Origin of the sequence: Butyrivibrio sp. YAB3001, from assembly GCF_900112195.1 — a bacterium.
Lineage (GTDB): Bacteria > Bacillota > Clostridia > Lachnospirales > Lachnospiraceae > Butyrivibrio.
Window position 1 is genome coordinate 1 of record NZ_FOKR01000026.1, and the last position, 25,041, is coordinate 25,041.

The following is a 25,041-nucleotide window of genomic DNA, read 5'->3' on the forward strand; positions in this document are numbered from 1 at the left end:
GCCCATTAAAGCGGTACGCGAGCTGGGTTCAGAACGTCGTGAGACAGTTCGGTCCCTATCCGGCGCGGGCGTAGGATATCTGAGAGGAGCTGTCCTTAGTACGAGAGGACCGGGATGGACGGACCGCTGGTGTATCAGCTGCATCGCCAGATGCATAAGGCTGGGTAGCCACGTCCGGAAGGGATAAACGCTGAAGGCATCTAAGCGTGAAGCCCCCCTCAAGATGAGATATCCCTGCGAAAGCAGTAAGACCCCTTGGAGAGTACGAGGTAAGATAGGCACAAGGTGTAAGCACGGTAACGTGTTCAGCTGATGTGTACTAATAGGTCGAGGGCTTATCCAAAAAGATAAGATGTATAGGGAAAAAGGATTTAGATTAGTCAGTGTTCGGTTTTGAAGGTATAAATTTAAACGAAATTGAAAATATATAAACTACTTATAAATGAATTCTAAAAAGACGGTCAAATGACCGTCTTTTTAGTTTTTTTATATTTATTTTGAGTAAATTATGCTATACTAAATTAGGATATTTAAATAATATTTAATCGGTATATTGTTATTTATATTCCTTGAAATCCTTAAAACTCTGCTATTCTAATTTCGTGAGGTGAGAGAATGGAATCAAAGATCTTGCTTGAAAATGGTACTAATGAGTTAGAAGTCCTTGAATTTAAAATTGATGACCATTGCTATGGCATCAACGTTGCAAAAATCAAAGAAATAATTGTATATCAGGAAGTTACTCCGGTTCCTAATTCACATCCTAGTATTGAAGGTATATTCATGCCAAGAGATACTATGATTACTGCGATTGATCTTAGGAACTGTTTACAAAGAGGAGCTTCTAAACCAGGCGGACTGTTTATTATTACTAATTTCAACAAGTTGGATATTGCATTCCATGTAGATTCGGTTGTTGGAATACACAGAGTTTCATGGGCGGATATCATTAAACCTAATGCCACAATATCAAAGGCAGAAGAGAGTATTTCTACCGGTATCATCAAATTTGAAAATCAGCTTATAATTATTCTTGACTTCGAGAAGATTGTTGCTGATATCAATCCAAATACCGGTCTTAATATGGATGCTCTTGGTGATATTGGTTCAAGACCTAGAAATGAGGTACCTATTGTTCTTGCTGAGGATTCACAGCTGCTTAACAAGTTGATTGTAGATTCCCTGAACAAAGCCGGATATAATAATGTAAGACACTTTGAAAATGGTAAGCTTGCTTATGATTATATTAAGGCATGCAAGGACAGAAATGAGCTTGATAAGATCAAGTGTATTATTACTGATATTGAGATGCCTATTATGGATGGTCATAGATTGACGAAACTTGTCAAGAGCGATGATGCTACAAAGGATATTCCACTTATTATTTTCTCATCACTTGTTAATGAAGAAATGCGAAGAAAGGGTGAATCCTTAGGCGCAGACAGACAACTTTCCAAGCCAGAAATTGGAAATCTGGTAGCTGTAATTGATGAGCTGGTTAATGCTGCAGGCTGATATTTACTGACTTAAGCTCCCCTTGTTTGACTCAGTTACAAACAATGTGTCTAACTGTTTCAATAAGGGGAGAATTTTTTTGATATGGAGAAGAAATATGAGTCAGTCACTTTCAGAAGCAATCAAATTAGCAGATTTGGTTATTATTGGCATTGGTAAGGAATGGAATTGGGTTAGAAATGGAGTGATCAATGATCCAAGATATACAAAAATCATTGATTATTGCAATAAAGATGATAATAAATGGCTATTGCCTATAGTCGAATATGAATATTCAGTTTTTAATTCTGATAAGCGTATAGAAGATGCATATGTTGCACTAAGAAAGCTTATAGGCGATAAAAAGTATTTTTTGGTAAGCGATATTGTTTTACATGATGCGCTAAATTATGGATTTGATGATGAAAAGAGTGTATATCCTTGTGGAAATATGAATTATCTTCAGACAGCAGTTTCAGAGGATGGATTATTTGATATCAGGGATGCAGATTCATTTCAGTCTTTGGTAAAAGAAATCCACAGTATCATTAATGATTCGGATGGAGAGTTTGATACTGACAGAGTGTTTAATAAACCTGAAATTGATGGCAAGGAATTATATTTGAACCAAAAGAGATCTGATTATAACCAGGTTAGTTATAATGAAAGCTCTTATATTGATAAATGGAATATTTATTTACAGTTTTTATCCAGATCACTTAATTCCAATTTGCTACTGTTAGAATTGGGCGTAGGACTGGATTTTCCAACAGTTATCAGGTGGCCTTTTGAAAAGGTTACTTTTATTAATAAAAAAGCTCATTTAATGCGTGTAAATGAGAAACTGTTTCACCACACACCGGAGATTAAAGATAAGACAGAATCTGTGGAAATGAATTCAGTTGATTTTGTTTTGCAGGAGAGCAAAGGGTTATGACATCTAATGGAGAAGAGTATCTCGACAGTCTTCTAAATTCCGCACAAATGAAAAGTGATCCTAAATCTGCGCTTAGCAGAATGTCATCTAAGGATAAGGGAATGGAAGACAACCTTGAATCTCAATCAGAGGATTCAGGGGATATTGGGGAGCTGGTTAATAATTCCAATGGAAATCAGGATTTGGCAGAGATTGGTGATATTTTAAACAAGCACGATCGAAATGAAATCCTTGATACCAAAATGGAAGCGCTTTTGGATGGAATTGAAGCAGAGAGCGATGATTCTATTCCTATTTTTACAGTGGGAGATAATCCTACAACTTTGGATACAAGGGATCCTGAAGAGATTGCATTGGACGAAGCTATAGCTGATGCTGAAAGAATGGATGCTGAAATTCAGAGTGGAAAATATGAAGCGCCTCCTGTCAGTGAAGTTTTTAAAACGCCTATAGTTGATATTGGAGAGGATGACGACGCTCTTTTAGAAATGGCTCCGGAGGTTATGCTTCCGGAGGATAATACTATTTCTTTAGAAAATAATGGAACATCTGATGCAAAAGAAACTCCGGAAGAGATTCTTACGGGGTTATTAGATGATATGCCCGGGAATAATCTCACGGACGTTCCGGATGAACCTGTACAGGACAGTCTGGATGAAGTTCTTGATAGTTTGCCGATGGATGATCTTGTTGATATCTCTGAGCAGGATGCTGAAAATGATGTTGTGCAGGATGATAGCACTGAATCATCAAATACTGCTGATACTTCTGCATTGAACGAAGAAAAGGATGCTTCTTATGAGGTAGAAGAAGTAACAGAGAGTTTAGATGATCTTATGGCAGAAATGGATAGAGTCATACCAGATTCTGAAATAGACGAAGAAGAAGGTGACAATAAAGATTTTTTTCCTGAAGAATCAGCAGCTATAGCAGAAGACCTAAGTGGGCCTACTGCTGAAGAAATACCATCTTTGGAAGAGATTACTTCCGATGATATGCTGTCTGATGCAAATAGTAATGATGAAGTAGCAACCAGTGAAGATGATACTAAAGGAACAGAGCCTATGAGTGATGAAGAGTTTAATCTTGGCGATTTAGAAGCAAGTTTAGATGATCTTTTAGGTGGGGAAAGTGATTCTCCGGCTGAATCTGAAGGATCAGCCAGTGGCTTGGCAGGCGAAGCTCCTTCAGGTGAAGCAATATCAGATAAAGATGCTGAAGATCTTTCAGTTCCGGACCTTGATGCCTTAATGGATAGCCTTGCCAATGATGAAATTGAGGATTATGAAAATACCCTTGCAAAAGAGGAAGAAGCAGCCTCAAATCAGGAGGATGAAATTCCCAAAGAGGATATTTTAGGAGCCCTCACTGAAGAAGCCGGTTTAGAAGAGGAAATGGATGCCTCGTTGGATGATCTGGCTTCTATCCCGGAGCGAAAGCGCGGAGGGGGCGGAGGCGGCAAAGAGCCTGACGAAGACGGAAAGGATAAGAAGGGAAAGAAAGAAAAGAAAGGTAAAAAAGGACTGGGAGGATTTTTTGCTAAATTATTCCATACCTTGACCGATGAAGACGAAGATGAAGAGAATTCGCAGCTTGCAAGTCTCACAGATGAGAATCAGGCTGTTTTGAATGAACTTGCAGGAGAAGATAAAAAGAAAGGCAAGAAGAAAAAAGAAAAGAAAGAAAAGAAACCAAAGGAGAAGAAACCTCCAAAAGAGAAGAAACCAAAGAAGGAAAAACCTCCGAAACCCAAAAAGGAAAAGAAACCAAAACCACCGAAAGATCCAGGTGTTCCGGAAAAAGCAATGTCTCCAAAGAAGATTGCTGTGGCGGCAATATTTGCGGCAAGTATAGGAATTCTTTTTATGATTCCGGTAATTGTGCTACCTGAGAGGATTGCTTCTGAGAGAGCTTCAACAGCCTATAATAGCCAGCAATATGTTTCAACATATAAGATGCTTTTTGCAAAGGCAAGGACCGAGGAACAAAATAAGGTCTATGAGCAGGCACGAGTACTGGCTTGGGCAAATAGGTATATTTCAGGATATAATAATTATGTTGCCATGAACATGAAGGAAGAAGCGCTTGATATGCTGCTTATGGGAATGCGCAATAAAGATAGTCTTATGAAAGAAGCTACCAAATTCAATGTTGAAATTCAAGTGCAGAGTGTGTACGATAGTATAGAATCGTTGCTTTCGGAAAATTATGGGCTGACGGAGACTGATATATCAGAAATCAACTCTATCAAGAAAGACAGAGATTATACTATCAGACTCATGCAGATTGTTGGGACACTGCAATCATGATAGAGAGGGCATCGACATTATTTCAGGGAGGTTGATGCCGTATGATAGCTATAATTGATTATGATGCAGGCAACATAAAAAGTGTTGAAAAAGCTTTTGATTATCTTGGAGCTGATACAATCATAACAAGAGATTCTGAAGAAATTTTCAGAGCTGATCATGTAGTATTGCCGGGTGTTGGCGCCTTTGGCGATGCCATGAAAAGAATAAATGAATATGGTCTTGATGCAACAATTAAAAAGGTTGTATCAGAAAATATCCCGTTTTTGGGAATTTGCCTGGGCCAACAACTTCTGTTTGATGCCAGTGAGGAATCAGAAGGAGTGAGCGGCCTGGGCATTTTACGTGGAAAAATAATATCAATTCCCGAAAATGATTCGAATGGAAATTCGTATAAGATTCCTCAAATTGGATGGAATAGTCTTAATTTTCCTAAGAATGGACGCCTTTTTAAAGGGATTGATGAGAATGCGTTTGTCTACTTTGTTCATTCTTATTATCTGAAGGCTGAAGACAGGAGCATTGTTACAGCCACTACGGAATATTCAACGACTATTGATGCCTCTGTAGAGAGCGGCAATGTTTTTGCCTGTCAGTTTCATCCTGAGAAAAGCTCAGAAATTGGTATGCAGATATTAAAGAACTTTTTGGAAATTTAACCTGACTTTTGATTGGAGGAGCAGATGCTTACAAAGCGTATAATTCCATGTCTTGATGTTAATAATGGGAGAGTTGTTAAAGGTATTAATTTTGTTAATCTTAAGGATGCGGGAGATCCTGTTATGGTCGGCGAAGCATATTCGAAGGTCGGAGCTGACGAACTTGTTTTTTTGGATATTACAGCATCTAATGAAAGGCGCCAGACTGTAGTTGATATGGTCAGAAAAGTTGCTGAGAAAGTATTTATTCCTTTTACAGTTGGAGGAGGAATCCGAACAGTAGAGGATGTTAAGGCTGTTCTGAGAGAAGGTGCCGATAAGGTGGCGGTTAATTCCGCTGCTATCGACAGACCACAGCTTATAGCTGAGGCGGCGGAGAAGTTTGGCAGTCAGTGTGTTGTTCTTGCAATTGACGCCAAAAGGCGTGAGGATAACAGTGGCTGGAATGTGTATAAGCATGGTGGCAGAATCGATGTTGGCCTTGATGCCATTAAATGGGCAAAAAAAGGTGTGGAACTAGGCGCAGGTGAGATTCTTGTAACAAGCATGGACTGCGATGGAACTAAGGCTGGCTATGATATTGAACTTACAAGGAGTATAGCTGAGGTTGTTGGTGTGCCTGTGATCGCATCAGGCGGTGCCGGAACAAAAGAGCATTTTTATGAGGCATTGACTGCTGGAAAAGCTGATGCGGTCTTAGCTGCTTCATTGTTCCATTATAAAGAATTGGAAATAAATGAACTTAAGAGGTTTTTAGCCGAGAAAGGCGTATCTGTAAGAATATAGTTGATAAGGATGGCATGATTTTATGTCTATGATAAATAATGACTGGCTTCCGGCGTTACAGGAAGAGTTTCATAAAGAGTATTACAAAAATCTATTCACATTTGTTAAGGAGGAATATAGCACTCATGTGATTTATCCTCCATCAGATGATATATTCAATGCACTGCATTTGACTCCGCTTAAAGATGTAAAGGTTCTGATTCTGGGGCAGGATCCCTATCATGAGCCCGGGCAGGCGCATGGGTTGTCGTTTTCTGTCCTTCCGGGAAAAGCAGATACACCACCTTCACTTGTGAATATTTATAAAGAATTAAATGATGATCTTGGTTGTTATATTCCCAATAATGGATATTTAAAAAAATGGGCTGATCAGGGTGTATTATTGCTCAATACGGTGCTTACAGTCAGGGCACATCAGGCTAACTCTCATAAGGGAAGAGGCTGGGAAAACTTTACTGATGCGATAATAAAGGCTGTGAATGAGCAGGATAGACCAATAGTATATATGCTGTGGGGAAAACCTGCACAGATGAAAAAGAGTATGCTTAATAATCCCAAGCATCTGGTTTTGGAGGCGCCTCATCCTAGTCCGCTTTCTGCTTACAGAGGCTTTTTTGGCTGCAAGCATTTCAGCAGATGTAATGAATTCCTGGAAAAAAATGGAATTTCAGGTATTGATTGGCAGATAGAGAATATTTAGTTGCATATTTATGATAAAATTATGAATAATTATTAATACACTTGCAATTTGATGTTTTAGCATGTTAAAGTGTATATTAAATTGCACTAAATCTTATATTTGCTATTTGAGGAGAAAACATTTATGAAAAAACCATTTGTATCTAAAGAGCAGGTTGAGACAATTACAAAGTCTTATCCAACTCCTTTTTATTTGTATGATGAAAAGGGAATTATTGATAATGCAAAAGCTGTTTATGAGGCTTTTTCCTGGAATAAAGGGTTTAGAGAATATTTTGCCGTGAAAGCGACTCCCAATCCTGTGCTTATGGATATTCTTGGGAAAATCGGCTGTGGTTTCGATTGCTCATCACAGACTGAGCTTATGCTTAGTGAAGCAATTGGGGCAAAAGGTTCTGATATAATGTTTTCATCAAATGATACTCCTGCTGAGGAGTATAAGTATGCAGACAAAATTGGAGCTATTATTAATCTTGATGATTACACGCATATAGATTTTTTGGAAGAAACAATAGGTAAAATTCCTGAGACTATTTCCTGCAGATACAATCCGGGCGGAGTATTTCAGATGAGTAATGGAATTATGGATAATCCCGGTGATTCCAAGTATGGCATGACAAAAGAGCAGCTCTTTGATGCATTTAAGGTACTTAAGGCAAAGGGAGCTAAGAGATTTGGAATTCATGCTTTCCTTGCCAGCAATACTGTTACAAATGAGTATTATCCGCTTTTGGCAGGTCAGCTTTTTGAACTCGCAGTTGAACTTCAAAAAGAAACAGACTGCAAGATTGCGTTTATAAATCTTTCAGGTGGCGTTGGAATCCCATATAAGCCTGATCAGGAACCTAATGATATCAGGAAAATCGGTGAGGGCGTAAGAGAGCAGTTTGAAAAAATCCTTGTTCCAGCCGGCATGGGAGATGTATCGATTTATACTGAAATGGGAAGATTTATGATGGGGCCTTATGGTGCGCTTGTGACCAAGGCGATTCATGAGAAACATATCTACAAGGAGTATATAGGTGTTGATGCATGCGCAGTAAATCTTATGCGTCCTGCGATGTATGGCGCGTACCATCATATTACTGTTTTGGGAAAAGAAAATGAGCCTCTTGATCAGGTGTATGATGTGACAGGTTCTTTATGCGAGAACAATGACAAATTTGCTATAGAGAGAAAGCTTCCTAAGATTGAGATGGGCGACTATTTGTTTATTCATGACGCCGGAGCACATGGCTTCTCAATGGGATATAATTATAATGGAAAATTGAAGTGCGCTGAATTATTATTAAAAGAAGATGGTAGTGTTCAGATGATAAGAAGAGCTGAAACTCCAAGGGATTACTTTAGTACACTTGACTGCCTTGATTCTTTCGGCAAGCTTGATCAAATACTTAAAAATGAGGGGATTTAATCTGTGCAAGTCAGGACAGGTTTTAACTTTGAGAAAGTATTAATTGGTTTTAAGGCACTTGTTGGGTGCTGGGCTATCCAGGAAATATTAGGGATTACCGTCAGAAATCCTCTGACGGTAGTCTTTTTTGTGCTGATAGCATATATATACAGTATTATAGAAAAACAGGGGATTATTTCAAAAATAATATCAGCTGTGCTTACAATACTGTTTTCGCTGTTAACGTACAAAAGTATTATTGCTTCATTTGATAATGGAATATTTAAGCTACTGAGTGTGGGTATCCTGGTTGTTGGTCTATTCCTGGATTTTTATGGTGTAGCAGGGATAATAAACACAGTTATTTGCAAGAAAAAGCTAAAATGTGTCAATTTTTCAATAGGGAAAATAAAAAATGATGGGACAGGCAAATTCTTTTCCGGAGCAAAAGGAGTCTTAAGTGTTTCGACAATTTGTTTTGTTTTCTGGCTTCCTTATTTTTTATATGAGTTTCCCGGGATAATGACTGCAGATTCATTGGTTCAGTATGAGCAGGTTGTTGGTATTGCACCATTTTCGAATCATCATCCCGTTGTGCATACTTTTTTGTTCAAAATTTTTTATGATCTTGGATTTTTGATCAGTGCTGAAAAACAAGTTGGAATTGCAACGTATACATTGGCACAAATGATTTTCATGGCTTATTGCGTTGGGAAACTTGTGTGTCATTTGCCAAATAGATTATTGCAGAGCTGTTCACTTGCATTTTATTGTCTGGTTCCGTTTAATGGGGTATTTGCAGTTACCATATGGAAAGATATTCCTTTTGCCGGAATAACAATGCTTTTATTATGTAAGCTGTTGGATTTACGTACAAATGTGTCAAGACCAAAAAGCTTTTTATGGGTTGAGTTTACGGTTTTGTGCATATTTTTTGCACTGTTTAGATCAAATGCATGGTATGCATTTGTGGTATGGATTCCATTTGTGCTGTATACTTTCAGGCATGATCTGAAAAGAGCAGGTGTGTCTCTCTTTACAGCTTTTCTGGTTGTGATAATGATCAAAGGCCCATTGATGAATTCACTAGATATAAAACAGCCTGATTTTGTGGAGTCGTTATCTCTTCCAATACAGCAGGTGGCAAGATGTCTTGTGGATGACGAAAAGATTGATGATGAAAGTATGGCTTTGATTGAAAAAGCTATCGATACGACATACATTCATGAGCTATATGCAGCTGATTTTGCTGATAATATGAAGGAACTTGTAAGAGCAGGGCATCCGGAAGAAATTGAAAATAATAAAGCTCAGTATTTCAGGCTTTGGCTTCATATGGTTCTTTCACACCCAAAATGTGCCATTGCAGCCTGGTATGACCTTGCTGGCGGGTATATTTATCCTGACGTTTCATATGCTGTTGGTGATATTGACGGAATAATGGCAAATGATTATGGGCTATATTGGAATCCGCTAATTGCAGGCAAGGTGATTATTAAGATAAAAGAAATAGCAATTAAACTTGGAAGTTTTATACCGGTTTACGGTATGCTTTGGAGCATTGGTACCTATACATGGTTACTGGTTATTTCTTTATTCTTATCTTTTCGTAAAAAGAAATATATTCTTGGAAAACTTTTATTAGCCCTTTTGATATGCACGCTTCTTATAGCTTCACCTGTTGTTGATTTCAGATATGGATATGCTTTGGTAATGACTATACCTTTATGGCTTGATTTAGGATTTTATAATGGAAAAACTGATTGATGAGTTTGAGATATATTTAAGCGAAGTAAAGAAAACTTCATATAATACGCTTATGTCCTATAAACGTGATCTTCAAAAAATGATAAAGTATATGGAAAATTGTGGAGTGGCGCAAATTTCCGGTATTACAGAGGATAAACTATTTGGATATGTAGGCAGTCTTAGTGAGCAGCATTTTGCGGCAGCATCTATGATAAGACATATTACTACGATTAAATCATTTTTCAGGTATTTGGTAGAAAATGGTAATATATCTGATAATCCTGCGGAAAATCTTAAGGCTCCAAAGGCAGAAAAAAGAAAGCCGAGAATATTAAATGCACATGAAGTGGAAAGCCTTTTGGGACAGGAGTTTCCTAATGATTCTAAAGGGAAAAGAGATAAGGCTATTTTGGAACTGCTTTATGCGACAGGGCTTAAAACTTCAGAGCTTGTGAATTTAAGACTAAAGAATATTGATCTTAGCCTTAATTGCGTCAGGCTAGACGAGGACAGGGTTATTCCTTATGGAAAAAAAGCAAAAGAAGCACTAAATGATTATCTTTTGTTCGCAAGAGAGCAGATGATTCCCGATGAAGGAGATGCATCGGAGCTGGTTTTTGTTAATTATAAGGGAGACCAAATGTCAAGGCAGGGGCTATGGAAACTTATCAAGGCTTATGTTGTTAAGGCAGGCATCGACCTGGATGTTACACCTTTTGTGCTTCGTAATTCCTTTGCAGTTCATTTGATCGAAAATGGGGCAGATGAGAAGACTCTTAAGGGAATGCTTGGATATAACGATATCGGGACTATTAAGAAATATATTAAAGGCAAAGATAAGCATAAGGACCCGTACGAATGGGCCAGAATCAGAAATTAAGAAATATCATATTTAATAAAGAAAGGGGCAATTTATACCGGTTTTGCGTTATTATCCGGTATAAATTGTCCCTTTGATTTTATGTAAGATCTGCAATCTCGAGGATGAGTCTTTCTGTATCATCCCAACCAAGACAAGGATCTGTGATCGATTTGCCGTAAATACCTTCGCCGATTTTCTGACTTCCTTCTTCGAGATAGCTTTCAATCATTACTCCCTTTACGAGAGATTTGATTTCTTTGTCAAGATTTCTTGAATGAAGGACTTCTTTTGCGATACGAATCTGTTCTTTAAACTGTTTGTTAGAATTATTGTGGTTGCAGTCAATAATAGCTGCAGGGTTTATAATTTCTCTCTGGTTATAAAGCTGCAGAAGAAGGCGGAGATCCTCATAGTGATAATTAGGAATTGACTGGCCATGCTTGTTGCTGGAGCCTCTAAGTACACAGTGAGCGAGCGGATTACCGTTGGTCTGTACTTCATAGCCTCTGTAAACGAAGCAATGAGACTGCTGTGCTGCATAAACTGAATTGAGCATGACGCTTAAAGTTCCACTTGTAGGATTTTTCATGCCGGCAGGTACGCCAAAGCCACTTGCAGTCATACGATGAGCCTGGTCTTCAACAGAACGGGCACCTATTGCCACATAGGACAGGATATCAGCTACATAACCCCAGTTCTCAGGATAAAGCATCTCATCAGCAGCAGTTAGACCTGATACTTCGATTGCCTTAAGCTGCATATGTCTCATTGCTATAAGACCTGCATGGAAATCGGTTTTACCCTCAGGATCAGGCTGTGAAGTGATACCTTTATAACCATCACCTGTAGTACGCGGCTTATTAGTGTAGATTCTAGGAATGAGAATAAGTTTATCCTTAACTTTATCGTTAAGTTTTCCAAGACGGGAAACATATTCACATACAGAATCCTCGTTATCTGCTGAACAGGGACCTACGATTACGAGAAATTTATCACTTTTTCCTGTAAAGACATCAGAAATCATGTTATCTCTGGCTATTTTTATATTTGCGAGTTCTTTGGTTAATGGAAAAGCATCCCTTATTTCATCTGGAGTAGGGAGCTTTTTGATGTATTCAAAAGACATTTATTATAATTCCTCCTGGCATATTAAAACTAATTCCATACTATAGCACTTTAAACTGCAAAAGTAAATCTTATTTTTTCATAATGATAACTTTTTCCTGTGAATTTAAATTATAAAGGTTTGAGACCATATTATCCAATGTTTTTATCAATTTCTGCGAAGAATTATTATCATTATTTTCATTTAAGTTCTGAACTCTGATGGCAAGTTCTGAAATGGTCTCCATAGTATCATGATCACATAAGGGAATCGGCATTTTTTCTAGTGAATTCCTCAGTACTTTCATGTTTTTACAGGTGCGGGTGTAATAAAAGCCTGCTGCAGAAGAGTTCAGGATTGCCATTACATAGGCTGCGGAATAACCATCTTTATTCGGAATCATGATATTTGCACTATTAAGTGATATAAGACCCTTTTGGTCGAGCGCAACTACAGGTTCTGCAGCTATAAATCTGTAAAAAAGCTTATTTTTAGTGCGATATATTTTTTCAGGAGCAGTCTGCTGAAATGAGTCAGCAGAATAAACTATGTATTTTTCGGGCCTTTTTATACAAAATTTATCGATGTGTTTTCCTGTTAATATGGGTTCAGAACCAGCAATCTGTTCCGAGTGCAAAAGAGTTTTATTTGAGCCGGTGACAATTCCTAAGGCAAATTCGCAATTGCCCTTAAGTGAGAAATGTGGTGCCAAATCCATTTTTTTGATGATCTCAAACTCTTCATTATCTGCAAGTATGTTAAAACTTTCATGTGTAATACGACTCTGAGGTATGTAAAAGCATCTTTTTATACTTAATGGATTGGACAGTTTTTTAGATAAACTGTAAAAAACTGTTTTTATCATTGAATCGTCTTTATAAGAACCAATATGAAGTATTATCGATGGACACTGAACATTATCAAACACTTCATTTAAATAACTGATGCCTTTTATGCAGCTGTTTTTCATAACATGGTTCCTGATTGCGGTGTAGTGCTTGGAACCTAGTATTGTTTCAGGAAGCAGAAAAGCAATATTTTTGTGGGAAAGCGCTTTTTCAAGGAAAAGACAAAATGACTCAGGCTTTCCGCTTTTTCCTGCGCTTAAAAATGTGCTTTGCAACTGGTTGATTTCATTTGTTGTAAAAGAGTATCCCCAGGGTGGGTTTCCAATGACAAAATCAAATCTTTCTTTTGCCTGAATATCGTCTGAAAGCAAAAAATTATTTGCTTTGACATTACTTTTTAGCATTTTAACTGTAGTGGCATTTGTAATCTTGTATTTTATTGCTATATTAATTCTTGATAGCGTAACGGCAGTTTTGTCGATGTCATATCCGTGAATGTTTTTGAGCGGTATATTGGAAGGTAGTCTTAAGAGAAAATTTCCTGTACCACATGAAGGGTCCAAAAAAGATTTGCAAGTGTATTCTTCTTTGGGAATACCTGATAATACTTCATTTATAAGTGTATCAACTACAAAAAACGGTGTATAATATGAACCGGTTGATTTTTTGTCTTTAAGTTGACGCAAAGACAAATATAGCATGCCTAGAGTATCTTCGCCTTCGATATATGTAAGGTGATATTTATCAAGAAGGCCGGCAGTTTCTTTATTATATGCAGGTAAATCCGCCAAAAGTGAACGCTGAACGGTTTTGTTAAGATTCACAGATGACATAAGGCTTTCTGCATAGTAATAGAGAATTTGTTCGGATTTATATGAGGTTAATTCTTCATTATTTAACAAAGTAATAATTGTTTTATAATTTACTGAAGAATTACTTATATAGGATTTGGGAATGAAGTTTGTATTTAGCCTGCTTTTGTTTCTTCTTTGCTTTAGCAGAGAAGAAGAATCCAGGGAGTTAGAAAGGGTGAGAATATCTTTTTGTTTTAACAAAACAGAAGCTCCATCATAGTGCCCATGAAGCTTTTTTAGTCTGACCCAGTTCTTAACTGTAGCAGTACTTATTCCAAGAATTTCTGAAGTTTCTTTAATTGATAGATACTCTTTTTTTTCCATAAATAATATTATCTGTGGCGGGGGAATAAAAGTAAAGTGAAAAAACAACATTTTGTGGTATTATTGTATAGCAAACCATAAAAAGCATCATGAAAGAAAGGTTTTGGGGAAGAGATATGGAATGTAAAGTTTGTGGGAACAAAATAGATGAGAATGATAAATTCTGTAGTGTTTGCGGAAGCGAGACTTTAAAAGATGAAAAGAAACAAGAAGAAAAGGAACAAAAAAGCGAAAGGGTGATAAAGAAGTTCAACCCTGATGAAGTTGAACCGGTTTATACCAAAGATTTTAACGCTAAGCCATTTGTTATTGTAACTGCACTGGCTGTGGTCGCATGTGTTTTGATATTTGCCGGTGTTAAGTCAAATGATGAGCCAATCGAAAATGTTGTTGATAATAAAATCAATACTGTAATCGAAAATAAAGTTGAAAATAAGATAGAAAAGACTGTAGTTGATAATAAGAATGCCGAGAATGCAACAATTGTAAATTGTAAAGGCACTTTGTTTAGCAGTACAGGAGCGGTGCTGGATACCTTCAATTCAGAAGAATTTATCAGTTTCAGCCAGAATTTTGAAGGGACTGAGGCTGCTGTTTCTATGAAGGGCAAATGCTATTATGTTGATGGTAAATTGGAACCGGTACTGATAAACGATCATTCTTTATCCGTGGCGGTTATGTGCAAAAAAGGTGGATATGTTCTTTATATGGACGAGAGTTCGAACACTCTTTTTGTATATGATGCAAAAAAGGATACCAATATTCCTATCACAGAAAAGTGTTCATCAATGTACTATTGCTCGATTTCCCCAAGCGGAAAATACGTTGCATATCTGGATTATGACAAACAGGAAGTTAGTGTTCATAATCTTGATGGGGATGAGACTGTGATAATTGATAAGGCAATGTACCCGATTGCTGTTTCAGATGATGGTAAAAGAGTATTTTTACAGATGTACGATGGTGGTGATTATGCGGTTTATGCTTACAATGACGGTGAGCTTAAGCTTATCGACAAAGGAGATTATTACCACTACGATATAAATAATGACTGCTCTGAAGTGATATATGGCGGATCGGACGGAACCGGCTATTTTGCCATGGATATGAATAAAGGTAAAAAGCTTTTTGACGATAGAGCATATGACATTTATTTTGACAAAAAGGCTATTGGAAAAGAAGGCGATTATTCAGATACAAAGATAGTTGATCAGGACACTTTGACAGGTTGCATTATGGTAACTACTGATGGAATGTTTTGGTTTTATGATGCAGATAAGAAGCCTATCGCAATTGATGAAAAAATATTCTCATTCAAGTGTCATATTGATAACGGCAAGGCCACTATCATATCCAGATCAGGTCTTGATCTAAAGAAAACAACTCTTGATGGGGATAAATATAACAGCGCAGATTTTTCTATACCGGATATTGATATGAATTCTTATGCAGTTAATGATGATCTTTCAACTTTCTGGTTTGTGGATTATGACAAGAATCTTTACTCTTATCGAAATGGTAAAAAATCTCTGATCACAACAGTTGATAATACTTATACCGGTGTGGTTTATGATGCATATGAAAAGAGAGCTTTTTTTGCTTCAGATGGAAATCTGTGTTCAGTAGGAGAAAATGATGATGAGATCAGAATAGAACATGACGGCTGTAGCAGATTGGATTATGAGCCCTTTGATTATCAGGGATTTGTTGCATATGAAGGAACTAATCAACATTCATATGTAAGAGTATTTGGAAATTATATAGATACAGGAAAATAATAATGAAGCGAAAACCCTATGGTGGAATAAGCAATATTCCTCAGTATTTAGCGGATCAATATGGTGAAAAAGGTGTTCTTGTTGATAGAGGCTCTTACCTTGATATGAATCCTACTTCCATGGAAGTAATTAGCGGTCGGAAGACAAGAAACTGTTCTGTAGTTGCAGTTACAAGAGTTTTGGATTATTATAGGAAATCTAAAAAAATAGTCGGTATTCCGGAAGAAATCTCTGATACATATAAAGCGGTTGAAGAGATAGCCATCAGCTATGGATATAATGACAAAATTGGCACTATTCCGTTTTTTATATCCGGTATTGCAAGAGAGGCTTTTGCAAAATATGGTATAAAGGCAAAGTGTAAAGGTGTTTATATCTGGTCTTTTGAAAAACAGGTTGTAAAAGAAATATCAGAAGGAAGGCCGGTTATCCTGAATATTGCCAGAGGTTACTACAAGGATCATACAGTTGTCGTGGCAGGATATTGTATCTGGCGTATTGGGAAAAAGAATTATCCGATGCTCAGAGTAATTGATGGATGGAAGAGCGGCTATCATTATATCGACTATGAAGCTTTTGCAAAAGATATTACACAATCAATATTTGGTTCATTTAATACTATTGTTTTAAAATGATTTGTCTTGTTTAGAGTGGTTTTAGGAGTAAAAATGAACAAGAAAATAGTAATTATACTGATAATCATTCTGCTATGTGGGGCCGGAACTACAGGATTATATCTGCATAATTCCTCGAAAAACGTTAATCCATCGAGAAGAGATGGACAGATGGTTCAGGGAGGAAGTATTTCTGATGAAGACCTTGAGGGCGTTAGCGGCGATGATGAAATGCTTTCCGATAATGCTTTATCAGAGAAACTAGAATCTGAAGCAGCTAAAAAAAGAGAAAAGGAAGATGAAGAAGCGTATTCTTCACTACAGTCAATTGAGGCAACCGAACCTGTTTCGCAGGATGTTGAAAGTGTAGAAGTTATTTTGATACCGGAAGCAGTAGCAATCAGTGAAGGAAATCAGGGAGAATTCTATGGAAATGATGAGTTCACTGATATTACTCCAGTAGATATTAGCTCTTTTTCAGAAGAAAATATACCTTCCAAGTATGATTCAAGGAATGTGAGCGGGAAAAACTATATTACTGCTGTTGAAGACCAGGGATATTCATATCTTTGCTGGACATATGCGGCTCTTGGAGCTGTGGAAAGTGATATTTTAAAGCATAATCCTGATATTTCAAGAAGCGAGATGGATCTTTCTGAAAAACATCTTGCCTATTACAATATGCATAAATGCGAAGGCTCTGTAGGAGGTTACATTGACGAGGATTACAGAGAATTTGTGAATGCAGATGATGAAGAAGATGCATGGATTTTTGATTATGACACTAATTATATCGCTACCGGTGGTGTTGCTGATTTTTGCATAAGCCTCTTAACTGCCTGGAAGGGCCCAGTTTCTGAAAAAGAAAATGATGCTTTTACAAGTATCTATGGGGAAAAGAAATTATTTAAAGATAACTCGGTGATTCCATCATCTGCTTTTACAAGTGAATATCATGTACAGAATGTTAATGAGATTCCGGCAAATTACGCAAACAATATGATGATCAAGCAGATGATCATGGAGCATGGCAGTGTGACTGCGGGCATCAATTCTGATGAAAAGTTTTGGAAAAACAGGCATTCAGCTAATTATTCCTGTTTTGATGGCGAAGATATTCCCACAGCAAATCATGAAATATTGATTGTTGGTTGGGATGACGATTACAGCGCGGATAACTTTTCTATAAAACCACCTGCGAATGGAGCATGGATGTGCCGTAACAGTTGGGGAACTAGTACGGGAATTGATGGATATTTTTATCTGTCATATTATGATGAGACGATTGGTAATAATAATGCTGCAGCCTACAGTTCTGCCAGACCCGGGGATGACAATTATTATGACCACAATTATCAGGCGGCAGGTTTTATTACGAATATGACAAGTACTTTGGAGGATTCCGATAACTATATTACTGCTTTCAGTGAGTCGGTTAATCCCTACGGAATGCTTTATACAGCATGTAAGGATGAAAAATTGGAAGCTATAGGACTTATGAGTCTTGAGACATATTCACAGTATGAGCTCAAAATATTTGTAAATCCTGTAGTCGAAGATGGGAGAGTTCTTTTCTCAGATTTGAAAAAAGCTGATGTTGAAATGAAAGCATCAGCGATAAGCGGCGGGTATCATACTTTTGAACTTCCTGAAGAAATCACGCTTTCGGAAGGAGATACTTTCTTTATATTGGTAAAACCTGAAAATGCCGGAAAACTTGTTTTTGAAAATGCGTCGGATCATATCAGCAAACCAAATTATGACGAATGGAATAATTTAACAGGTAATATACATAATAATTACAATGCAAGCGGATGCAGTTTTTATATTGCTGAAGATGGTATGAGTATGAAAATGCAGGATGACAGGGATTTCTTTGTTAAAGCATATACGAAGGATAATCCCAATGAATGATTTTTCCGCATTTTTATGAAATAAAAAAAGCTCCGCTATGGATGTGAATATATTTTACTTTGCAAAAAGAAACGAGTAGGGAATTCCTACTCGGTTTTTTGGGAGGAGGGCCACCTAATGGGGAGTTAGGCAGCCCCGGTATGAAAAAAGTTTTGTTGGGGGAGTGAGAATTTTTATTCTCACTAATTATATCGGTGAACAAATGAAAAACTTAACATTTTTTTGAATATTTTTTACTGATAAAATATATACGAAATAATGAATATAAAATTGTGCATAAATGTCAGAACGGACGTTTGTAAAAAAACTAAAAATGTGTTATATTGTGTTTATAAAAAAGAAAGGCACTAGATATGGCTAAGAATATTAAAGAAGTAGATGAAATTAGTACAACAGACAAACTCAAGGCTTTTAAAACACTTAAAGATGCCGGATTTAAAGTTGAGTTTAATGGAAGCGGAGTTCCAACTGTCGTATGTCCCAGATTGGAAGATATGGACAAAGAATTAAAGAATGTGAAGAAGATTCTTAAGGATTTACGTTACACAGGAAGTTTTGGGATACGTGGCCCCAGAAAAACAGATAATGTTCTTGCTGAAAATGAACAGGAAAATAATTTAACTCCTGAAATAGAGGAAGTTCTTACCGCATAAAAAGACCACCTATTAAAATAAATAGGTGGTTAAAATTTGGGAGGAGGGGTCGACCAGTGGGGAGCCGATCGACCCGGTATGAAAAAAGTTTTGTTGGGGGAGTCAGAAGTTATTCACCTCTGATATGATATATAATAAATTCTAAATTTGGACAAATTATGGACGATTTATAAATTTAAAATAAATTAAGTCGAAATAATAAATAACATGTGACGGAATATTGTATAATAGATTTATGGAAGTATGCCCTGTTTTATTTATTCTTTCAATAATATTTTATTATTTTGATGGAGATTTATATGGATAAGAATTATTCTAACGAACGTAATAGCCTTGTATGTCCAATATCCACAGGAGATGGCGCTGCAGCTGCGGCAAAGGCTGCCATTGCCAATCTATTATTTAGAATTAACTATGACGAAGTTGAAATAACCCACGCTAATAAATCCAGAACATACCCGGTTACCCGAATTGACGCGAATTGCACTAACTATCAGACTGAATACAGCGTTATCATAGAAGGTGCTGCTCCTCCGGATATAAGAGAACGAGCAGAGATAAGAGTAAGAATATCTTATATTACCGATATTTCGGAAATAGGCGATAATGCGCATATAGATATAAGATATCCTAATCTTTTTATGGTCGGCGGTGAAGGAATTGGGCAGTCCCAGGAGAACTATTCAGGAATTAAAAAAGGCCAGGCATTAATTGAACCGGAAGTCAGAAAAATGATCTTCTCAATAGTTGCCGATGCCTGTGATACTTCGGATGGTGCGCAGCTTCTTATGATCACAATAAGCTGTCCTGATGGCGTAATGCTTGCTGCCAAGAATACAGTAGGACAAAGTGTATTTTCCGGTGGAATAGAAATTGTTGGAAACTGTGGCGAGAGCGCAAAAATACATCAAAGAGAGATTACAGATTCAATAAGAGGTCAGATTGAGCGTCAGGCAAATCTTGGGGTTAAGAGTATTTTGATCGCTCCCGGTTTTTACTGTGCTGATAAGATTAATCAGCAACTTCATGTACCACTTACAACAGCAGCTCTTTGTTATAATTTCCCGGGGCTTGCAATAGATACCTGTGTTGAGATGGGGATAGATAATATGCTCCTTGTGGGCAATATTGGGAAACTTGTTAAACTTGCAGCAGGAATTTCAAACACACATTCAATTTCTTCTGATGGGAGACGAGAAATTTTTGCTTCACATACTGCGCTTGTTGGAGGTTCTGCTATTCAGGTCAGGACTGTAATGAAGTGTACAACCTGTGATGAAATACTATCTCTTTTGACAAATTGGGGACTTAGGGATAAGGTAATGAATAGTATCATGGTTGCCATAAATGAATATGGCATTGAGCGAAGCAGAGGGAAGATTAACTTTGGAGTGGCACTATTTTCAGATTCTTTCGGATTGCTTGGTCAGACTGTGAATACAAGAAATGTTCTTGTAAAAGTGTCGCAGGAACAATTTTCATTGTCACATAAGTTAAAATAGAGTATTCTATATTATATTTATTAATAATTGGGGAGAGTTTTTTGTATGAGTAAGATTATTTTAACCGGAGATCGTCCTACCGGTAAGCTTCATGTGGGACATTATGTTGGTTCACTCAGGAGGAGAGTAGAACTGCAGAATTCCGGAGAGTTCGATAAGATTTTCATTATGATTGCTGATGCGCAGGCTCTTACTGATAATGCTGATAACCCTGAAAAGGTTAGACAGAACATTATTGAGGTTGCACTGGATTATCTGGCAGCCGGCCTTGATCCTGCAAAGTCAACATTATTTATTCAATCACAGATTCCAGAATTAACAGAATTATCATTTTATTATATGAATCTTGTTACAGTTTCAAGACTTCAGAGAAACCCTACAGTTAAGTCTGAAATTGCAATGAGAAATTTTGAGACAAGTATTCCTGTTGGATTCTTTACTTATCCTATCAGCCAGGCTGCTGATATTACAGCATTTAAGGCTACAACTGTTCCTGTAGGTGAGGATCAGGAGCCAATGCTTGAGCAGTGTAAAGAGATTGTCAGAAAGTTTAATTCTTTATACGGAGAGGCTTTGGTTGAGCCGGAAATTCTTTTACCTGATAATGCTGCATGTCTTAGACTTCCAGGAATTGATGGAAAAGCTAAGATGAGCAAATCCTTAGGTAATTGCATTTATTTGTCGGAAGAGCCTGATTCTATCAAAAAGAAAGTTATGAGTATGTTTACGGATCCTGACCATTTGAGAGTAGAGGATCCTGGTAAAGTTGAAGGAAATCCTGTATTTATTTATCTGGATGCTTTTGCAAGGGATGAGCACTTTGCTGAATTTGCTCCAGAATATCAGAATCTTCAGGAAATGAAAGAGCATTACATGAGAGGCGGACTTGGTGATGTAAAAGTCAAGAAGTTCCTTAATAATGTTCTTCAGACTGAGCTTGAGCCTATTCGTAACAGAAGAAAAGAGTTCCAGAAAGATATTCCTTACGTTTATGAAGTACTTAGAAAGGGAAGTCAGGTGGCTGAGGAAGTTGCAGCACAGACTCTTGCTGATGTTAAGAATGCAATGAGAATCAACTACTTTGATGATAAAGAGCTTATTGCTATGCAATCTGCAAAGTATGAGGAGATGAACGACTAATGAAAAATATCCTGTTTGTAGCTTCTGAAGGAGTACCATTTATTAAAACAGGTGGGCTTGCTGATGTTGTGGGCTCACTTCCCAAGGATATCGATAAGAGGTATTTTGATGTACGAGTTATTTTACCTCTGTATAAATGTATTAATCAAAAGTTAAAAGATGGGATGGAATATGTCTCAAATTTCTATATGGATTTCCATTGGAAAAATGAGTATGTTGGAATTTTTAAAGCTGAAGTTGATGGAATAAAGTATTACTTTATTGACAATGAATTCTACTTCAACGGAATGAAGCCATATTGTGATGATGTTCTCTTTGAAATTGAAAAGTTTGCATTTTTCTCTAAGGCTGCATTATCTATTTTGCCTGTTATTGATTTCAGACCTGATATTATTCACTGTCATGACTGGCAGACCGGTCTTGTTCCGGTTTATTTAAAAGAGAGATTTCAGGGTAGCGAATTCTATCGCGGAATAAAGGCTATCATGACAATCCATAACCTTAAGTTCCAGGGTAAATGGGATATTAAGGCTGTTCAGGATATTACAGGACTTCCTGATTATTATTTCACACCTGATAAACTTGGTTTATACAAGGATGCAAATCTTTTAAAGGGTGGAATTGTATACGCTGATGCGATTACTACTGTAAGTAAAGCATATGCAGAGGAAATCAAGACAAAGTTTTATGGCGAAGAACTTGATGGACTTTTGAGAGCCAGAGCAAACGACCTTAGAGGCATTGTAAATGGTATTGATTACAATGAATTTAATCCTGAGACAGATAAGTACATTCCTTATCAGTACAACGCTATAAACTTCCGTAAGGAAAAAGTTAAGAACAAGAAGGCACTTCAGCAAGAACTTGGTCTTAAAGAAGATGAAAAGGTAATGATGATCGGTATTGTTTCAAGACTTACTGATCAGAAGGGTTTTGACCTGATAAACTATGTATTGGATGAGCTTTGTCAGGATGCTATTCAGCTTGTTGTACTTGGTACAGGAACTGAACAGTATGAGAATTCTTTCAGACATTTTGACTGGAAGTATCATGACAAAGTATCTGCAAATATTTACTATTCAGAGCCTATGTCACATAAGATTTATGCTGCTTCGGATGTGTTCCTTATGCCTTCGCTTTTTGAACCATGTGGATTATCTCAGCTCATGGCTTTGAGATATGGCACAATTCCGATTGTAAGACAGACCGGTGGCCTTATCGATACAGTAGAGCCATATAATAAATTTGAAAGTTCAGGAACAGGATTTGGTTTCCTTAACTACAATGCGCATGAAATGCTTGGTACTATAAGAGAAGCAGAACATGTTTATTACGATCAGAAACGTGAATGGCATAAGATGATCGACAGAGCTATGGCTGTAGATTTTTCTTGGAAAGTATCTGCAGAGAAGTATCAGGAAATGTATGATTGGCTAAAGCCATAATAAAGTTATAATAATTACTAAACGAAGAAAGGTCACTTTTGGTATCGCTAAGTAGTTGACCTTTCTTTTTTATTGCACAATACAGACAAGCGAATGTATGATTTCATACAGACTCTTTTGTTGGTTAAGATGTTGACACTATATTGGTTCTAAAGCATAATACTATTTGTGTTTGCGATTAATATAAGACGAGCAAGACACTATATCAGAGTATCAATAAAATATTTAAACTAATTGGCAGGTATTTTTCCAGGAAATGAATATATATACTGAAAAAAGTAATAAGAAAAAAGGACTTTTGATGCAGGCCGGCATTTTAGCTATGGCGGGTATGATAAGCAGGGTTATCGGGCTTTTGTATGGAAGCCCTTTGGCAGCTATTATAGGTGATGAAGGAAATGGCTATTACGGAGCTGCTTATCAGATTTATACAATAGTTCTTTTTATTTCTTCATATAGTATTCCTTCTGCTATGTCTAAGATTATTTCACAGAAACTTGCGGTTAAGGAATATAGAAATGCTCATAGAATTTTTCACTGTGCGCTGATTTATGTAACAATTGTAGGCTTGCTTGGCAGTTTGCTTTTGTTTCTTGGAGCTAATGTTTTGGTGGCGGGTAGATCGGCCACTGTTCTTAGATTTTTTGCTCCAACGATATTTCTATTTGGTTTTTTGGGCGTTCTAAGAGGCTATTTTCAGGCACACAGAACGATGATACCAACGTCCATATCTCAGCTTTTGGAGCAGATTATAAATGCAATCGTAAGTGTTACCGGAGCATATATTCTTACAGGGATTGCGGGGAATGAAGATCCATCAAAAAGAGCTGTTTATGGAGCAATAGGAAGTGCACTTGGAACAGGCTCGGGTGTACTGATTGCTTTACTGTTTATGCTTTTGGTATATTATGCCAATAAGAAAAATATTACCAGAAGAGTTCAGAATGACACACATGATATTATGCCGGATAAGGAAATATTCAAACTTATCATTCTGATAGTGACACCGTTTATTATCAGTTCATCAATTTATAATCTGTCTAGTTTTTTGAACTGGACACTTTTCAGCAGAATACTCATTTATGTTAAGAAGATGGAAGAGTCAACTGTTGTTGCAATGTATGGCATTTTTACAAGAAAAGCTATGGTAATTACAAATCTTCCGATTTCTTTAGCCAGCGCAGCAGCTGCAGCAATGATTCCTGAAATATCAATTTTATTTGCAAAAGGTGATAAAGAGGGAACGAGTGAAACAGTTTCAAAAGTTGTTAAGGTAATCCTTTTGATAGCTATTCCATGTGCGGCAGGACTTCTGTTTTTGGCAAAACCAATCATAATGATATTGTTCCCGCAGAGGGTTTCTATTGATGAAGCTGCGCTTCTGCTTAGAATATTATCGGTTACAGTAGTGTTTTATTCACTTTCTACTTTGACAAATGCTGTATTGCAGGGAATAGGCAGAGTTCATGTTCCTGTTGTAAATGCGGTTATTGCGCTTGTTATTCAGACGATTGTATTAAGTGGACTGCTTCTTTTTACAAATATTACAGATGAAGCACTTTGCATTGTGACAATTGTATATTCCGCTATGATGTGTGTTCTTAATGCTTATTCATTGAGAAAAAACATTAAGACTGATACGGATTATAAGACAATCGTTATTCTGCCTGCTTTATCAGCATTAGTAATGGGAGTGTTTGCGTATCTGTCATATGTCGTAGTTACGTTTCTGTTTTACATTGTTTCAAGGCTAAATGCAGCTTTGATTGAAATTTCTTTTAAAGATTATATGTATAGCAGCTATTTCGTTAATCTTGTTGCATCAATGATTTCAATCATTTTAGCCGTGGTTGTCTATTTTACTGTTTTGATAAAGACGGGCGGAGCAACAGAAGAAGATATTAAGAGACTTCCCAAGGGAACGTCTTTGGCAAATCTTCTAAAGAAAATAAAGATATTATAAGGAGTGACAGAAT

At 37.0% G+C, this 25,041-nt stretch carries 19 protein-coding genes and 1 rRNA gene; 18 read left to right on the forward strand and 2 right to left on the reverse strand.

Annotated features, from left to right (window positions below; genetic code table 11):
- The 10 genes from BM086_RS18495 to BM086_RS18540 all read left to right on the forward strand — a co-directional run.
- Nucleotides 1–343 (forward strand): 23S ribosomal RNA (locus BM086_RS18495); the annotation flags it as partial.
- Between the two features lie 272 nt (nucleotides 344–615).
- Nucleotides 616–1,515, forward strand: coding sequence for a chemotaxis protein (locus tag BM086_RS18500; RefSeq protein ID WP_092331020.1), 900 nt, complete (start codon nucleotides 616–618; stop codon nucleotides 1,513–1,515).
- Nucleotides 1,516–1,612: 97 nt separating this feature from the next.
- Complete coding sequence (locus BM086_RS18505) at nucleotides 1,613–2,431, forward strand: hypothetical protein (RefSeq protein WP_092331024.1); 819 nt, start codon at nucleotides 1,613–1,615, stop codon at nucleotides 2,429–2,431.
- Entirely contained in the window at nucleotides 2,428–4,740 is a 2,313-nt protein-coding gene (locus BM086_RS18510; RefSeq protein WP_092331028.1) for a hypothetical protein, read from the forward strand. The genes BM086_RS18505 and BM086_RS18510 overlap by 4 nt, the downstream gene beginning before the upstream one ends.
- A 41-nt stretch (nucleotides 4,741–4,781) precedes the next feature.
- The gene (gene hisH, locus BM086_RS18515) at nucleotides 4,782–5,399 is read left to right on the forward strand and encodes an imidazole glycerol phosphate synthase subunit HisH (RefSeq protein ID WP_092331034.1); all 618 of its coding nucleotides are present in this window, start codon (nucleotides 4,782–4,784) and stop codon (nucleotides 5,397–5,399) included.
- A 24-nt stretch (nucleotides 5,400–5,423) separates the two neighbouring features.
- Entirely contained in the window at nucleotides 5,424–6,185 is a 762-nt protein-coding gene (gene hisF / locus BM086_RS18520; protein ID WP_092331037.1) for an imidazole glycerol phosphate synthase subunit HisF, read from the forward strand.
- Nucleotides 6,186–6,207: 22 nt separating this feature from the next.
- Nucleotides 6,208–6,885, forward strand: coding sequence for a uracil-DNA glycosylase (locus BM086_RS18525; protein WP_092331042.1), 678 nt, complete (start codon nucleotides 6,208–6,210; stop codon nucleotides 6,883–6,885).
- A gap of 123 nt (nucleotides 6,886–7,008) precedes the next feature.
- On the forward strand, nucleotides 7,009–8,298 hold the full coding sequence (locus BM086_RS18530; protein ID WP_092331047.1) for a diaminopimelate decarboxylase: 1,290 nt from the start codon (nucleotides 7,009–7,011) through the stop codon (nucleotides 8,296–8,298).
- A 3-nt stretch (nucleotides 8,299–8,301) separates the two neighbouring features.
- A complete protein-coding gene (locus BM086_RS18535; protein ID WP_092331051.1) occupies nucleotides 8,302–10,044 on the forward strand; it encodes a DUF6020 family protein in 1,743 nt (580 codons plus the stop codon).
- Nucleotides 10,028–10,906 (forward strand): tyrosine-type recombinase/integrase, encoded by an 879-nt coding sequence (locus BM086_RS18540; RefSeq protein WP_092331056.1) that lies wholly within the window; start codon nucleotides 10,028–10,030, stop codon nucleotides 10,904–10,906. The genes BM086_RS18535 and BM086_RS18540 overlap by 17 nt, the downstream gene beginning before the upstream one ends.
- 79 nt (nucleotides 10,907–10,985) lie before the next feature.
- On the opposite strand, the gene BM086_RS18545 is transcribed toward BM086_RS18540, so the two are convergent.
- Nucleotides 10,986–12,014 (reverse strand): 3-deoxy-7-phosphoheptulonate synthase, encoded by a 1,029-nt coding sequence (locus tag BM086_RS18545; RefSeq protein ID WP_092331059.1) that lies wholly within the window; start codon nucleotides 12,012–12,014, stop codon nucleotides 10,986–10,988.
- Nucleotides 12,015–12,084: 70 nt separating this feature from the next.
- Nucleotides 12,085–14,019 (reverse strand): TaqI-like C-terminal specificity domain-containing protein, encoded by a 1,935-nt coding sequence (locus BM086_RS18550; protein ID WP_175560372.1) that lies wholly within the window; start codon nucleotides 14,017–14,019, stop codon nucleotides 12,085–12,087.
- Nucleotides 14,020–14,135: 116 nt separating this feature from the next.
- Here BM086_RS18550 and BM086_RS18555 point away from each other — a divergent pair, with 116 nt between their 5' ends.
- From BM086_RS18555 to BM086_RS18590, 8 genes are all read left to right on the forward strand, one after another.
- The gene (locus BM086_RS18555) at nucleotides 14,136–15,797 is read left to right on the forward strand and encodes a zinc ribbon domain-containing protein (RefSeq protein WP_092331067.1); all 1,662 of its coding nucleotides are present in this window, start codon (nucleotides 14,136–14,138) and stop codon (nucleotides 15,795–15,797) included.
- 2 nt (nucleotides 15,798–15,799) lie between these two features.
- Nucleotides 15,800–16,432 carry a C39 family peptidase gene (locus BM086_RS18560; RefSeq protein ID WP_092331071.1) on the forward strand — a complete coding sequence of 211 codons (633 nt, stop codon included), beginning with the start codon at nucleotides 15,800–15,802 and terminating at the stop codon, nucleotides 16,430–16,432.
- 33 nt (nucleotides 16,433–16,465) lie between these two features.
- Nucleotides 16,466–18,325, forward strand: coding sequence for a C1 family peptidase (locus BM086_RS18565; RefSeq protein WP_092331076.1), 1,860 nt, complete (start codon nucleotides 16,466–16,468; stop codon nucleotides 18,323–18,325).
- A 353-nt stretch (nucleotides 18,326–18,678) separates the two neighbouring features.
- Nucleotides 18,679–18,978 carry a hypothetical protein gene (locus BM086_RS18570; RefSeq protein ID WP_092331080.1) on the forward strand — a complete coding sequence of 100 codons (300 nt, stop codon included), beginning with the start codon at nucleotides 18,679–18,681 and terminating at the stop codon, nucleotides 18,976–18,978.
- 299 nt (nucleotides 18,979–19,277) lie between these two features.
- Entirely contained in the window at nucleotides 19,278–20,480 is a 1,203-nt protein-coding gene (locus BM086_RS18575; RefSeq protein WP_175560373.1) for a cobalt-precorrin-5B (C(1))-methyltransferase, read from the forward strand.
- A gap of 45 nt (nucleotides 20,481–20,525) precedes the next feature.
- Nucleotides 20,526–21,620 (forward strand): tryptophan--tRNA ligase, encoded by a 1,095-nt coding sequence (trpS, locus tag BM086_RS18580; RefSeq protein ID WP_092331089.1) that lies wholly within the window; start codon nucleotides 20,526–20,528, stop codon nucleotides 21,618–21,620.
- Nucleotides 21,620–23,065, forward strand: coding sequence for a glycogen synthase GlgA (gene glgA, locus BM086_RS18585; protein WP_092331093.1), 1,446 nt, complete (start codon nucleotides 21,620–21,622; stop codon nucleotides 23,063–23,065). The genes trpS and glgA overlap by 1 nt, the downstream gene beginning before the upstream one ends.
- 256 nt (nucleotides 23,066–23,321) lie before the next feature.
- On the forward strand, nucleotides 23,322–25,028 hold the full coding sequence (locus BM086_RS18590; protein ID WP_092331096.1) for a putative polysaccharide biosynthesis protein: 1,707 nt from the start codon (nucleotides 23,322–23,324) through the stop codon (nucleotides 25,026–25,028).
- The last annotated feature ends 13 nt before the right edge of the window (nucleotides 25,029–25,041 follow it).